General features: G+C 34.8%; 13 protein-coding genes and 1 pseudogene. 10 read left to right on the top strand and 4 right to left on the bottom strand.

Annotated elements, in window-relative coordinates:
- The first annotated feature begins 141 nt into the window (after positions 1 to 141).
- The 4 genes from ACYUCW_RS01540 to ACYUCW_RS01525 all read left to right on the top strand — a co-directional run bounded on the left by ACYUCW_RS01540 (position 142) and on the right by ACYUCW_RS01525 (position 3,666).
- Positions 142 to 519 (top strand): lysozyme inhibitor LprI family protein, encoded by a 378-nt coding sequence (locus ACYUCW_RS01540; RefSeq protein ID WP_223293445.1) that lies wholly within the window; start codon positions 142 to 144, stop codon positions 517 to 519.
- Positions 520 to 708: 189 nt separating this feature from the next.
- Complete coding sequence (locus ACYUCW_RS01535) at positions 709 to 1,230, top strand: carbapenem self-resistance protein CarG family protein (protein WP_004242928.1); 522 nt, start codon at positions 709 to 711, stop codon at positions 1,228 to 1,230.
- A gap of 216 nt (positions 1,231 to 1,446) precedes the next feature.
- Positions 1,447 to 2,247 (top strand): MetQ/NlpA family ABC transporter substrate-binding protein, encoded by an 801-nt coding sequence (locus ACYUCW_RS01530; RefSeq protein WP_004248058.1) that lies wholly within the window; start codon positions 1,447 to 1,449, stop codon positions 2,245 to 2,247.
- A gap of 135 nt (positions 2,248 to 2,382) precedes the next feature.
- Complete coding sequence (locus ACYUCW_RS01525; protein WP_460408129.1) at positions 2,383 to 3,666, top strand: cystathionine gamma-synthase family protein; 1,284 nt, start codon at positions 2,383 to 2,385, stop codon at positions 3,664 to 3,666.
- Positions 3,667 to 3,734: 68 nt separating this feature from the next.
- Here the strand turns inward: ACYUCW_RS01525 and ACYUCW_RS01520 are convergent, their stop codons facing one another.
- Entirely contained in the window at positions 3,735 to 4,280 is a 546-nt protein-coding gene (locus ACYUCW_RS01520; protein ID WP_004242934.1) for a GNAT family N-acetyltransferase, read from the bottom strand.
- 196 nt (positions 4,281 to 4,476) lie between these two features.
- Here ACYUCW_RS01520 and ACYUCW_RS01515 point away from each other — a divergent pair, with 196 nt between their 5' ends.
- Positions 4,477 to 5,322 (top strand): helix-turn-helix domain-containing protein, encoded by an 846-nt coding sequence (locus ACYUCW_RS01515; RefSeq protein WP_036894930.1) that lies wholly within the window; start codon positions 4,477 to 4,479, stop codon positions 5,320 to 5,322.
- A 6-nt stretch (positions 5,323 to 5,328) separates the two neighbouring features.
- On the opposite strand, the gene ydeE is transcribed toward ACYUCW_RS01515, so the two are convergent.
- On the bottom strand, positions 5,329 to 6,513 hold the full coding sequence (gene ydeE, locus ACYUCW_RS01510) for an efflux MFS transporter YdeE (protein WP_004242937.1): 1,185 nt from the start codon (positions 6,511 to 6,513) through the stop codon (positions 5,329 to 5,331).
- 262 nt (positions 6,514 to 6,775) lie between these two features.
- Between ydeE and accA the strand changes: the two genes are divergently transcribed.
- A complete protein-coding gene (accA, locus tag ACYUCW_RS01505) occupies positions 6,776 to 7,738 on the top strand; it encodes an acetyl-CoA carboxylase carboxyl transferase subunit alpha (RefSeq protein ID WP_004248063.1) in 963 nt (320 codons plus the stop codon).
- A gap of 72 nt (positions 7,739 to 7,810) precedes the next feature.
- A complete protein-coding gene (locus ACYUCW_RS01500; RefSeq protein WP_004242940.1) occupies positions 7,811 to 8,698 on the top strand; it encodes a LysR family transcriptional regulator in 888 nt (295 codons plus the stop codon).
- A 3-nt stretch (positions 8,699 to 8,701) separates the two neighbouring features.
- Here the strand turns inward: ACYUCW_RS01500 and ACYUCW_RS01495 are convergent.
- Positions 8,702 to 10,204 (bottom strand): annotated as a pseudogene (locus ACYUCW_RS01495) (MFS transporter).
- A gap of 154 nt (positions 10,205 to 10,358) precedes the next feature.
- Here ACYUCW_RS01495 and ACYUCW_RS01490 point away from each other — a divergent pair.
- Positions 10,359 to 10,955, top strand: coding sequence for a TetR/AcrR family transcriptional regulator (locus ACYUCW_RS01490; RefSeq protein WP_004248066.1), 597 nt, complete (start codon positions 10,359 to 10,361; stop codon positions 10,953 to 10,955).
- 433 nt (positions 10,956 to 11,388) lie between these two features.
- Positions 11,389 to 12,393 carry a hypothetical protein gene (locus ACYUCW_RS01485; protein ID WP_004248067.1) on the top strand — a complete coding sequence of 335 codons (1,005 nt, stop codon included), beginning with the start codon at positions 11,389 to 11,391 and terminating at the stop codon, positions 12,391 to 12,393.
- A gap of 156 nt (positions 12,394 to 12,549) precedes the next feature.
- Here ACYUCW_RS01485 and ACYUCW_RS01480 read toward each other — a convergent pair whose 3' ends face one another.
- The gene (locus ACYUCW_RS01480) at positions 12,550 to 14,148 is read right to left on the bottom strand and encodes an ABC-F family ATPase (protein ID WP_036971971.1); all 1,599 of its coding nucleotides are present in this window, start codon (positions 14,146 to 14,148) and stop codon (positions 12,550 to 12,552) included.
- Between the two features lie 251 nt (positions 14,149 to 14,399).
- On the opposite strand from ACYUCW_RS01480, the gene ACYUCW_RS01475 reads away from it, so the two are divergent.
- Positions 14,400 to 14,855, top strand: coding sequence for a YaiI/YqxD family protein (locus tag ACYUCW_RS01475; RefSeq protein ID WP_004251194.1), 456 nt, complete (start codon positions 14,400 to 14,402; stop codon positions 14,853 to 14,855).
- Positions 14,856 to 14,905: the final 50 nt, after the last annotated feature.

Raw genomic sequence — 14,905 nt, 5'->3', positions numbered from 1 at the left:
ATAGTAATAAATAGACCTATTTGTGGCTATTTTCGCCTGATTAAAATAAAAAATAATAGATATAATTTAATAATATAGCCTTTCTTATTATAATAATGTTAGCATTATTCAATTATTTTTCAGGTAACAATGGATGGTATGATGAAAAAAGTTATTTTTGTAAGTGCAATATCAGGGGGGATCTTATTTTGGTCAATACATTTACAAGCGGATAATTTTGATTGTCGTAATGCGGAAACACAAACAGAAATTAACCAATGTGCATACCAAGATTTTCAACAAAAAGATGAAGAGCTGTCACAAATTTATCAACAATATTATGTGAAATTAGAAACTAAACGACAACAACAGTTACAGCATGCACAGTCAGTTTGGATGACATTTCGTGACCTCTCATGTCAATATGAGGCGGACTATTACCAAGGTGGCAGTTTGGCTCCGATGGTTTACAGTAGCTGCTTAAAAGATAAAACCATAGAAAGAATTAATGATCTGAAAAACTATATTGCCTTATATTAAGACTAAAGAACTTCTTATCTTGAAAATAGGCTACTCATTTTAAAAGTATTGTTTTTTATCAAAATCTATCGTTTTTAGTTATATAAAATTATTATTTTTGTATTATTTTGAAACATTAAATAACTTGACTAATCCCACCTGTAAAGTACTCTAAATTATAAAGTAGCAATTAAAAATAGAAGATATGATATGAATATAATGACGAAATTAGGCGCAGCAGTATTGCTTACATCCTTATCCACTATTGCTATTTCTGCAGATATAAAACTAACATACGGTATTAATTTGATTGATTTTAACGGTGATGGTGTAAAAGATATTGTCGTTAAATCTAAGCGTATATTAAATGATGCATCATCAATTAATATGGTCACGGTTTATATAAAAGATGCAGATGAACAAGTTTATATTGTACCTTCAATTTATGATAATGCTCTTAGCTTATTTGATAATAAAGCTGAAAACAGCGATATTAAAATCTCTAACTTCAAATTTATAGAGAAAAAAAATCAAGTTATCTTAGTCAGCGGTGAGAAAATAGGTAATGATATGTTACAATCAACACCTATACGTTTTTCAAGTTACACTATCACGAAACAAGATAAACAATATAAATGGGCATTTTCTGCATATTGCGTAACCAATTCTACTTATCTTAATGTTGATGATGCTTTTGTTGATCCCTGCATAAATAAATTAATTCGAGATTGATACATGCATAGGTTGTAAATGCATTGACTTTATTGAATTATTTTTCTTTTTAATATCAACCAATTACCTTATTTCCTCTCATATACCTCTCTTTATATAGTACGATCACTTGTATCATTTGGCATTCCTTGTTATTAATCTACACTTAGGATATTTCTTAATCATCAATATGCTGATAATTTTGTGTTTGTCATGTTCCGTTTTTAAGAGGGAGTTATGAAGGAAATTATTACAGGTTTGCTTCTAGCCTCAATAAGCTTATTTTCTGTCTCTTGTTCGCAAGAAGATACAGATGTCGTCAAAGTAGCAATCAATACTGGACCAGACCAAGTCATTTGGGATGAAGTGATCCGTTTAGCTAAACTTACCGAAGGATTAAATGTTGAAGTTATTGCATTTAACGACTATGAACGTCCTAATAAAGCCCTAGAAAATAGAGAAGTAGACGTAAATGTATTTCAATCTATTCCTTATTTACAATCAGAGATAAAAGCCCACAATTACAAATTTCATATTGCCAGCAAAACGTACATTTTCCCGTTAGCCGCGTATTCAAAGAAAATAAGCGATATTAGCGAACTCGAATATGGTGATGTGGTTGCCATTCCTAATGAAGCAAGTATGAAAGGGCGAGCTTTATTATTACTTGCAGAAAATCACCTCATTTCTTTAAAAGAGGGAGTTGGTTTTTTACCTTCCGTTGAAGACATTATTGATAATCCTAATGCCTTGATATTTCATGAAGTTGAAACTCCCATGTTAGTTGAAGCCCTTGATGATCCTGAGGTTACGATGGCGGTTATCAACAATAATTTTTCCTCTCAAATTGGCTTACTTGCTACCCGCGACGGTTTAATTATGGAGAATAAACATTCGCCTTATGCCAATGTTGTTGTTACTCGTATAGATAATATGAATGATGAAAAAATAAAGAAATTAATTACTGTTTTACATTCAAGACAAGTCGAATTAAAGGTGCAAGAAATGTATAAAGGGGACGCGGTTAAGGCGTGGTAGAACATATTTCAGGTTAAAAAACAAACAGTTCAATATAACTATGAGTTTCTATACCTAATAAAACAATCTAACAATATGAAGTTTTTTCAGTATGATGATAGAAACTTTATAATTCATAAATAGTAGAAATAAAAAATGTCTAGTTCTCAACTGAAAAAACAATATATTGGTGAACATCAATTATCTCCAGAAACGTTAATGATGAGCTATGGATACGATCCATTGTTATCGGAAGGCTCTGTCAAACCTCCTGTATTTTTAACATCGACATTTATTTTTAAAAGTGCAGAAGAAGGGAAAAATTTTTTTGATACGGTAAGTGGAAGAAAACCCCTTCCAGAAGGAGAAAAAGCGGGTTTAGTCTATTCTCGTTTTAACCAACCTAATAGTGAGATCGTTGAGGATAGATTAGCAGTTTATGAAAACACAGCATCATGTGTCCTCTTTTCATCGGGAATGTCAGCTATTACAACGACATTAATGGCTTTTACACAACCTGGCGATGTTATTTTACATTCTCAACCACTTTATGGTGGAACAGAAACATTAATAGCCAAAACATTCGCTAAGTTCGGTATTCAAGCAACACCATTTACAGATGGTTTAAATTTAGCACATATCCAATCGCAAGCTGAAATGGCTAGCCAAAAAGGGAGAGTTGCGGTGATATTTGCCGAAACTCCCGCCAATCCAACTAATTCACTGGTTGATATTCAAGCGTTAAAAATCGTTGCGGATAAATTAGAAACAAGCCAAGGCTATCGACCTATTATTATTTGCGATAACACCTTATTAGGACCTGTTTATCAACATCCTATAGAGCAAGGCGCTGATATTTCACTCTATTCATTAACAAAATATGTGGGTGGACATTCTGATTTAGTCGCCGGTGCTGCAATGGGATCACGCGAGCTTATTAATCAAGTTCGCCTATTAAGAGGTGCAATAGGGACACAACTTGATGCGCATTCTTGCTGGATGTTAGGCCGCTCTTTAGAAACATTGCAAATTCGCATGGAAAAAGCCAATCAAAATGCGCTATTAGTTGCACAATTTCTACGTGACCATGAAAAAGTGAAAGTGATCCACTATTTACCTTTTGTAGATGAAAATAGTATTGAAGGTCAAGTATTTGCTAGACAATGCACAGGCGCAGGATCAACATTCTCCTTTGATATTGTTGGTGGTGAAGCAGAAGCTTTTCGTTTTCTCAATGCGATGAAAATATTTAAATTAGCGGTGAGTTTGGGAGGAACCGAGTCATTGGCATGTCATCCTGGCTCTACCACACATTCAGGTGTTCCTATGGAATTACGCCACAATATAGGTATTCAAGAAACAACCATTCGTTTATCTATTGGTATTGAAAATCCTTATGATCTTATTGCTGACTTACCTCAAGCATTAGATCATGTTTAATGGATAAACAATAGCAAAACAGCGGATTATAAGATTTATAATCCGTTGTTTTTTTGCTTTGCTGTTTTTTATTGTTGTTTTTGCCATTCACTTTTGGTTAAACGACAAATAACTTCTGTTCTTATTTCGTCTAAATACTCCACATACTGATCTTTAATTATGTGATGATATTTAAATCCACACTTTTCTTGTACTCGCTTCGAGTTTACATTGTCTGCAAAATAACCACACCATAGATTATCTAATTGTAGAGTCTCAAAGCTATGACAAATAAGCGCTTTCACTGCTTCAGGAATAAGTCCTTTCCCCCAAAAAGGAGTACCAATCCAATAAGAAATTTCGGCATCATTATCCCCTATAGGGAAATTGCTCTCATGGCAAAAAGATAAGCCAATTAAACCAATCGCTTTATCATCATCGAGCAATGTGACAGCATAAACTTCATCACGCATAAATATAGTCTGGATAATTTCGGTACTTTCAGCAACACTTTTATGTGCTGGCCAGCCAGCGATAGGGCCTACTCGCTTATCCCTCGCATAATAATAGAGGCTCTCTGCATCTGATATTCGCCATGGACGTAATAATAATCGTTCTGTTTGTAATTTTTTCATACAATTTAGCTCTGTTATAACGTATGTTTCATTATGTTAGGATGATCGTATTTTAAAGAGAGCCAATATAAAACTGAATGGATTAATTAAGGTGTTATCGGTACTTTTGACAACTAAATCCATTAATGCTCTTGTGATTAACATTGAGATCATTAAAAATAAAAACAGTAGCAATATGCAATAGAGTGAATAATTTATGTTTAGTCAATCATTATTAAAGTTAAATATCCCTTCGGAGTATGCCGTTATTGGTGAAAGCGATATGCATAATGAATTAGGCTATCCATTAGCATTATCTTATGTTGTGGTTATTATTTGTTTAGATGGCAGGGCTGTTATTAATATAGATTTTCAAACAAAAACCATTAAAGCGAATGATATAGTGATACTCGGTGATAATAGAATGGTCACATTGCAACGTAAATCAGCTAATTTTCGTATTTTTTATTGTTTTCTTAAGAAATCTTTTGCCTCTGAGATCGCTTATGCACTTTCAAATAGTTTGTTTACATTTTTGCATGAAAACCCCATTTGTCGCCCTTCAACGGTTCACTTAAACGCCATAAACAATTGGGTGGAACAATTAAAATATATAGATAAAAGTTATACTGATCATAGAAAGTTAATGTTGAGAGGGCAGTTACAAAATCTTTTTTTTGCGATAACAGAATTAATACCATCTCATTATTCCTTATCTAAAAAAGAATTCAGCCGTAAAGAGCACTTATGTTGGCAATTTTGGGAATTAGTTATAAAACATAGCCACCAGCACAGAGACGTTGCCTATTATGCAAATCGCCTTAGCATCACACCGTTTTATCTATCACAGCTCACTAAACAATATTTTAATGATGTTCCTAAGACGCTGATTAATAGACAAGTAATTCTTAAAATAAAAGCGTTATTGACGCACACTACGCTATCAGTAAATGAGATCGCCATAAAACTCCATTTTGACGATCCCTCATATCTATGCCGTTATTTTAAGCGCGAGACTGATTGTTCCTTATCTGGATATCGCCAACAATATCAACGGCAATAAAATATATTAAGCAGCTATTCTTTTTTCACTGTAGTTCATACCTTGCAACATACAAAGCCAAGCTAGTACTGCGATCCCCATTAAAATAGCGAATAACGAAATAGGGGGCAAGGTTGTCAGGATATAACCACTAGCAAGTGGATTTAATGCAGCACCTAACCAACCTAGAGATTGTGCAGAGAAATAACTTGCTTTCATTCCTAACGGCGCAATATTATCGATCATCATATACTCACCAGGTGCATAAATCAGTTCACCAAAGGTAAATATTGCTATCGCCATTGCCCAGAAAATTAAATTATCACCCGCCAGCATAAAGCCCGCTAATCCTAAGATAAAAAAGAGTGTGCCTAAGGTCATTAATTTACGTAGTCTTTCAGCAACCACTTGTTTACCGACGATATATTGTAATGAGACGACAATGGCCGCATTGACGGGGAGGATCACCGCAATAGCAGATTCAGCCAATTTAGCATCATAAACAACTAAAAGGTATTGCGAAATACACGAAGCAAATGTACCAAAAGTTAATGTGCCAAAAAAAGTTGAAAGCACAAACCAGCCTAATGCTTTATCTTTTAGCATTATTTTCGGATCCCACTTTACACTATTTTCTTCTGTGGAATGGTCTACCACTGAACGTTGCACAAAACATTGGATCATAAATAAAGGAATACTGGCGGATATTGCAGCTAACCAAAAAGGTAATTGAGTACCATACATTAATAATAATGTGCCAATAGGTGGGCCAACCGTCCACCCGATATTAATAAAAGTATAGTTTAGTGAAAATATTTTAGGCTTTGCTGATATTGATAAAGTTTCAGAAAAATAAGCTTTCAATACCGTAGAAAAGACTAAATAGGAACAGTTAATAATTGAGAAAAAGATAACCACTAAAATAGTACTATTGACCATTGGGATAGCAGAAAATGCGATAATAAAGGTAATAATAGAAAAAACCATATAACGTTTTTTTTCAAATTTATCTGCCAGCATACCAAAGGCAAGGCTGAATACTATCCCCGTAGTCAGTGAAATAGACATTGCGATACCAATATCATCAACAGGCAATTTATATTGTCGTGATAAGTATATCGCCATAAAAGGCAGTGTTGCACCTCTTCCTATAGTCAGAATAAGTGATGAAAACAGTAGTGCAGTTGTAGAACGAGATTTTTTTGAGAACATATTATCATTTTAATTATTTGTATTAATGGATTATTGTTGTGTTTGGTAATTTTCTGGTGAAAACTGTCCAGCTGTATATTTATACATAACTTATAAATAACTGTATAGAGATAAAAGCTAGAAAATAAATTTTTTTAACCACTACCTATTTTATTATCCCATTTTTGATAACACTGTTTATCAAAAATATCTCTATAACAATAAGTTAGTTTTCTCTAGACTAAATAGTTTGATATAACCCGATTTAGCTAAGAGGCAAATTATGTCTATTATTCATCTTGAATTTGAAAAGCCTATTGTTGAATTAGACGAGAAAATAGATGCATTACTTGCATTTAAACAGTCTCAAGATGAAACAACGGCAGTTGATATAGACGAAGAAATCGCCAAACTTCGCCAAAAAAGCCTTTCATTAACACGCTCTATATTTTCTGATTTAGGGGATTGGGAGATCGTACAGTTAGCACGTCATCCTATGCGCCCTTATACATTAGATTATATCAAAGCTATTTTTACTGATTTCCAAGAGTTGGCCGGCGATCGTGCTTATGCTGATGATAAAGCGATTGTTGCAGGGTTAGCGCGTTTAGATAGAAAACCAGTGATGATTATCGGTCAACAAAAAGGGCGAGACACTAAAGAGAAAGTAAAAAGAAACTTTGGTATGCCATCACCAGAAGGTTATCGGAAAGCATTACGCCTGATGAAAATGGCTGAACGCTTCCATTTACCAGTGATTATTTTTATTGACTCCGCGGGTGCTTATCCGGGGGTTGGTGCTGAAGAGCGGGGGCAATCAGAAGCCATAGCACGAAATATTCTTGAAATGTCCCGATTAAAAACACCGATAATTTGTACAATAACAGGGGAAGGTTTTTCTGGTGGTGCATTAGCAATAGGAGTGGGGGATCGAGTAAATATGTTGCAATATAGTACTTATGCTGCCATATCGCCCGAAGGCTGTGCCTCTATCTTATGGAAAAATGCTGATAAAGCGCCTATTGCCGCCCAAACCATGGGAATGACGGCACCTAAATTACAGGCATTGGGTATTATAGACTCAATTATTCCTGAACCATTGGGAGGCGCACATCGCCACTACCAGCAAGCGGCTGAATTTGTAAAAAAACAGCTTCTCGCAGATTTAACAGAATTGAATAGTTATTCTAAAGAAGAACTGCTTGAGAAACGTTATCAAAAATTAATGTCCTATGGTTATTGTTAATTCTTTTCAAGTGAGAGAGCAATCAATGTTACACTGCCTATATTCAATACTCCCCATATAGGCAGTATTTTTATGTCAATTGACCTTAATTTATTACGTATTTTTTCTGCGGTTGCAGAGCAAGCACAGTTTGCCAGTGCTGCACGATCGCTTTCTATGCCAACATCTAATGTCAGTAGAGCAATAAAACAGCTAGAACAACAGCTTAACTGCCGATTAATTGATAGAACCACGCGAAAAATGCGTTTAACTGAGCAAGGGAAAATCTTGTATCAGCAAGCCAAAAAGACCTTATATGAATTAGATAATGTTGTAGAACATATAACGAGTGATGGACCATTAACAGGAACCTTTAGACTCACGATACCCAGTGAATATGGCAGTGAGTTACTTGCCGATATTTTAGCGGATTTTGCTGCACTTCATCCTAACTTAACCATTCAATGTGATACGCAGCTAATGCCAAGAAATGTTATAGAAGATGATATTGATTTACTTCTAACATTTCATCGTGGCCAATTAGCCGATAGTAGCTACCATTCACGTCTCATAAAGTCGTGGCGTAGTATTGTTGTTGCCTCAGAGAGCTTATTAGCAAAAACGGGTATCCCTACAGATATTGAACAACTAAGCCAATTACCTTGTATTTCCAGTTTAAGTGCATTAGAAGGGCAGCCGTGGATCTTTATTGATAAAGAGCAGAACCCTGTAAAAGTGACAATTAATAGCTGTTATCGTGTAAATAGTGCTATCTTAGCCAAAGCTGCCGTATTAAAAGGTTTAGGTTTTGCTATTTTAGCTGAACATTGTTGCCTTGATGCGATAAAGGCAGGCAAATTGCGAGCCATTTCTTTTCCTCAACAGCCCGCATCAATTAGTTTAGTCGCGATATATGCAAGTCGTCGTTCGCTTTCACGTAATATTGAACATTTTCTTGCATTTTTAACTCAGCGTTTATAATAATTAATCCGCTATCTGCTGAGAAAGTGCACCTTGTTTCTCTTTGCAAGGAAAAAGCATAATAAACAGAGTAATAAAACAGGAAAGTCCTGCGGTTAGCATGGCATAGGCAAATCCTGAATTAAATGCTTCAGGTAATAGGGCAACCAACTGATTATCTAGGGAAGCAGTTTTATTTTCTGTTACTAACGTAATAATATTAATCGGTTCTGCCACTATTCCTAATGCTTGACTTTGTATCATCATATAATTAATTGCTTGCTGTATCATTAATGTACCTAATAACGCAATTCCCATTGTCATACCGGTTTGTCTTAATGCATTCATGGTTGCAGACGCCATGCCCGAGCGAGACGGTGCTACACTTTTCATCACTAAAACTCCGATTGCGGGTGTCGCTAATCCCATTCCTGCACCCAAGATAAATAAATAGCTTCCTGTTATTGCGTAAGGGCTATTTGTTGCTAATGTTGCCAATAAACAAGAAGATATTGCAATCAACAAAAAGCCAAAGATCATTAATTTTCTGACAGATATATAACGAGAGAACCGTCCAAATAACATAGAAAAAAGAGCCATGGCGATAAACTCAGGAGCCATTCTTAAACCTGTTTCTAATGCACTCCAGCCTTGTGCTTTTTGTAGGAAAAAAGCGATAAAAAAGACATTACTATAAGTGGCAAATCCCAAAGTAAAAGAGGAAAGGTTATATTGGAAAAACGAGCGATCTTTAAATAACGATAGCGGTAATAACGGGCGTTCAATACGTTTTTCGACTATAACAAACAGGGTAATAAAAATCAGACCGACAATTAATGCGAATACAGTACGATAATCAGACTAACCTACAGAGCCAGCTTCAATAAAACCATAGGTTAGTAAACCTAATCCCAAGATACTGGTTAATTGTCCTAGGGGATCTAACGCAACATCCTCAGGATCGGCACTTTCACTTAATCCATACCAGCCTAGTAATACTGTAATAGCACCAATAGGAATATTAATAAGAAATATACTTGCCCAACCACTGGCATGAACTAATGCACCACCAAGGATAGGGCCAATAATCAGCGATAATGCACTAACCGAAGACCAAATACCAATAATACGGATACGTTCAATATCAACAGGAAAGGCATGTGTAATAAGTGATAATGCGCCAGGAATAAGGGCTGCAGCTGCAATACCTTGGATAATACGCCCAAGGATTAATATTTCATGTTGTTGTGCAATAGCACAGATAAGGGAGCCTAGAGTGAAAATAATCACCCCCCAGAGCCACACTTTTTTTCGTCCGAAACGATCACTTAATGGCCCTGAAGACAAAATACAAGCTGATAGACATAGTGCATAAGCATCCACAATCCACTGTAATGTAGCCATATTGGCATTAATATCATTCTGAATAGTAGGTAGAGCAACATTGACGATACTAATATCAAGAGTGGCCATAAATGTGCCTAAACAGATAGCACAAATAAGTGACAACCGTTTTGTATAACTCATAAGTTTTATTACCTTTATGGTGAAATAATAGTAGTATCATAATATCCGACTGACCGTCGGTCAATTCATTAATGATAATAAGTTTCATTTACGGTTATTGTGGCTATTCTCAATATGGAGTACCCTTTAACAGCCACTTAGAGGGAGATGAGCAATGTCATTAGAAGAAAAAAATATCGATAAACCAAGAACAAAGCCAGCCGAAGTTCGTTTAGAAGAGTTAATGAACGCCGCAGAAACACTATTTCTTGAAAAAGGATTTGATGCCACAACCGTCAGCGATATTGTAAAACAAGCGGGGGTCGCTAAAGGAACGTATTATCACTATTTTACGGCAAAAACAGATATTCTCGACGCACTGCGAACTCGATATATGGATTGGTATATTGATAAAATTGAGCAAGCAATGGCAAGCTGCCAAATTCAAGATTTTCGCGCTAAATTAAAACAGTGGTGTGAAACTAGCGTTATTGCTTATGTTGAAAAACAAGAATTACACGATATGCTTTTTCATCAAGTCTTTCATCAAAGCGGTAATATTCATGAAAATAGGGCGCTACAGCAGTTACAAAAGATATTAATGGGGGGGACAGAGAATAAAACGTGGCAAGTCCTACAGCCTGAATTAACCTGCACGCTTATTTATCATGGTATGCATGCTGCCGTTGATAATTTAGAACACAGTACGGAATACACATCACAAACATTAGGTGCGCTATTATATCGACAATTTACACAATTATTAAGTTAACCAGACTATTAAATAATGAATATTCTGGTTGTTGATATAAAATAGGCGTGACACTGTCACAAAAAAGAAAATTGGGCGCGATTAACAACTGAAATCATTTGTGGTGTTTCTAATATTGTTGCATCACTTTTATGCGGTTGTCTATTTCTTAGCAACATAATCATAAGGTAGGACTTCAAAAGAGCAACATGATAATTTCATCAAAAATGAAAGGGGATTATGATTGACTCGTGGTTGGTAACATATAACAACAGAATGTTAAATTTCAAACAAAAAAACATGTATTAATCTTTATATATTTAAATGCCACATGAAATTAATATTACCTATATTTTTAATATAATGATGTAATTAAAAGATAAAATAAAATATTTTTCTAATATAAATAAATAGAAGCATTTCAATTAATATGTAATTATCATTAAGGTGTTATATGAGTAAATTAATAATTGGCGGAGTGAATATATCAACTTCGCAAATAAACAAATTATCACACGCATCTAAAGCTAGAGATGCAATGTCTATTTGGGAAAAAATAAAAGATTGGTTTAATCATGGTCAAAAAGAACATGTGCTTAAATTACTTTATCATACCTATTTCAATCCTAAAAATTCAATATTTGATAAGGTTGATTGCTTTGCAGAATTATATTCTATGACAGGGGCGCAATATAAAGATAATTTTCATTTATATTTAAAAGATGGTTATGATTTAAAAATGAAATTTGTTATAAAAAACGTTTATAATGGTGAGGTATTATTAGATAATTTAATTAAAGACATGATGGATCGGATACATAATAAAAACCCAAGCATAGAAAAAGACATAGGTAATATAAGAAGTTATATAAGAAGAAGACTACATGAAATTCCTAATTATGTTAATTATGATATTAATCAATACAATTTCTATTTATCCCAAATAAAAAATGACTTACTACCAAATAATTATTTTAACGTAGAGCGTTATTTGGATGGTGTAACAGATTTTGTTCGTTTATATAATATAAATAATTATAGAATTAGTGTAGACGATAAAATTGAAGATCGTTGTAAATTACAAAAACTTATGAATATAATACAGCATATCGATATAGAATATAGAAAAAATATTCAAATAAAACTTTTGATGAATACTGTTTCTTTAAATATAAAAGATAAAAATTCAAAAGAGTTTTTGAATTTAATTAAAATCAAATTATTGTCATTCTGCAATCCTCATGTAGATATAGTAGAAGGATTTATAGAACATGGAATGGAAACTTTATTTAAAGATGAAAACAAAAAAGAAAAAGCCTGTAGATCATTAAGGAAAGCTATTATTGATTATAACTATCCATTTATTAGAACACTTGAATTCAATGTTACTGATGAGACTATAAATAATATTTATATAAATAATCTAGTACCAAGTGAGTATATCTCCTTCCGCCAATAACAAACGCCCATAATTACAATGAATTAAGTGACAATAGCTACAGCTACAGCTACAGCTACAGCTACAGCTATAACTCTATCTTTAAATAAAATAAAGGCTTGGAACGTAAAATAACACCAAGCCTTTTATTTTTTATATTAATAAATAAGGGGGGTACTAACCATCAATCCCTTTCTTAGCCAAGAACTCATCATAAGTGCCTTGGAAATTAGTCACTTTTTCAGGCGTAATTTCAATAATGCGGTTAGCCAATGAGCTGACAAATTCACGATCGTGAGAAACAAAAATTAACGTCCCTTGATAGAGTTCTAACGCCATATTCAGTGACTCAATAGATTCCATATCTAAGTGGTTGGTAGGTTCATCCATAATCAGAACGTTTGGTTTTTGCATCATTAATTTACCAAACAGCATTCTGCCTTTTTCACCACCAGATAATACTTTGACTGATTTTTTAATATCATCTTGTGAGAAAAGAAGGCGACCTAATACACTACGCACCGACTGTTCATCATCTTCTGGCTTCATCCATAAACTCATCCAATCGAAAACGGTCATATCAACTTCAAAATCAGTGGCATGATCTTGTGCATAATAACCTATAGTGGCATTTTCAGACCATTTAACGCGTCCATTATCAGGCGTTAATTCACCCACTAATGTTTTGATCATGGTTGATTTACCCACACCATTGGTGCCTAAAATCGCCACTTTTTCGCCCACTTCCAGCATCATATTTACGTCTTTAAATAAAGGCGTATTTGCTTCATAACCTTTAGCAATATTCTCTACTTCTAACGCATTACGAAATAATTTCTTCTCTTGCTCAAAACGAATAAAGGGATTTTGTCGGCTGGAAGCTTTAACTTCGGTTAATTGAATTTTTTCAATTTGTTTTGCACGCGAAGTGGCTTGACGAGACTTTGATGCATTAGCACTAAAGCGGCTAACAAAGGATTGTAATTCATTAATTTGTGCTTTTTTCTTTGCATTATCAGCGAGTAAACGTTCACGCGCTTGTGTTGCCGCTAACATATACTCATCATAATTACCTGGGTGAACTGTTAATCCACCATAGTCAAGATCGGCCATATGAGTACACACCATATTTAAAAAATGGCGGTCATGGGAAATGATGATCATAGTGCTATTACGTTCATTTAATGTTTGTTCTAGCCAGCGGATCGTATCAATATCTAAGTTATTCGTCGGTTCATCAAGTAATAAGATGTCAGGATCAGCGAATAGGGCTTGTGCAAGGAGCACACGTAGTTTCCATCCTGGCGCCACTTCACTCATTGGGCCATTATGTTGCTCAAGTGGAATACCAACGTTTAATAATAATTCACCGGCACGTGATTCAACGGTGTAACCGTCCATTTCACCGAATTTCACTTCAAGATCGGCAACACGTAAACCATCTTCTTCACTCATTTCCGGTAAGCTATAAATACGTTCACGCTCTTGTTTAATTTCCCATAACTCAGCGTGCCCCATAATTACCGTATCAAGCACGGTAAACTCTTCATAAGCAAACTGATCTTGTTTTAGCTTACCCAAGCGCTCATTAGGATCAAGGAATACGTTACCGCTAGTAGGCGTGAGATCACCACCGAGAATTTTCATAAAGGTGGATTTACCGCTGCCGTTAGCACCGATTAAACCATAGCGATTACCGCCACCAAACTTAACAGAAATGTTTTCAAACAGTGGCTTCGAACCAAACTGCATAGTGATATTATTACTTATTAACAAGACGAATACTCATGATTAGTGAATGATAAAGATAATGGGGCGGCATTATGCCATAAACTTACCTCATTAAGACAGTAGAGTAAGGTTAGCCGATGACTTATTTTACGATATCATGCACTTTTACGCGTTAATCAGTTAACACTTAACTCAAACAGACTATGTGATTTATCTGCTTTAAATAACGATATGAGTGGGAATGTGTTATTTTAATAGGATTAATTTTCAAAAAGAAACAATCAAAGAGAGTTACTATGCCGATATGGGTTGATGCTGATGCCTGTCCTAAAGTTATTAAAGAGATACTTTATCGGGCAGCAGATAGAGAAAAAGTGGTGATCACTTTTGTGGCAAATCAGCGATTAAGTATACCCGCATCGCCTTATTTGCGCACATTGCAGGTTTCTGCAGGTTTTGATGTGGCTGATAATGAAATTGTACAACGTGCAAACCAAGATGATTTGGTGATCACTGCCGATATTCCTTTAGCGGCTGAAGTGATCGAAAAAGGGGCTATTGCACTAAATCCTCGAGGTGAACGTTATACAGAGTCAACAATCCGCGAACGATTAAATATTCGTGATTTTATGGATACGATGAGAGCAAGTGGCATTCAAACAGGAGGACCAGCAAGTTTATCACAGCGCGACCGGCAACTTTTTGCTAATGAGTTGGATAAATGGTTACTACAGCAAAAACGTAAAAAATAATAAATTATCAATAAAATAATAAACTTTTGAATATTCTTACCATCCGAGAG

Source organism: Proteus sp. MB838 (genome assembly GCF_054767435.1).
Note: the sequence above shows the minus strand (reverse complement) of the source record. Positions and strands in the feature narration are given on the sequence as shown.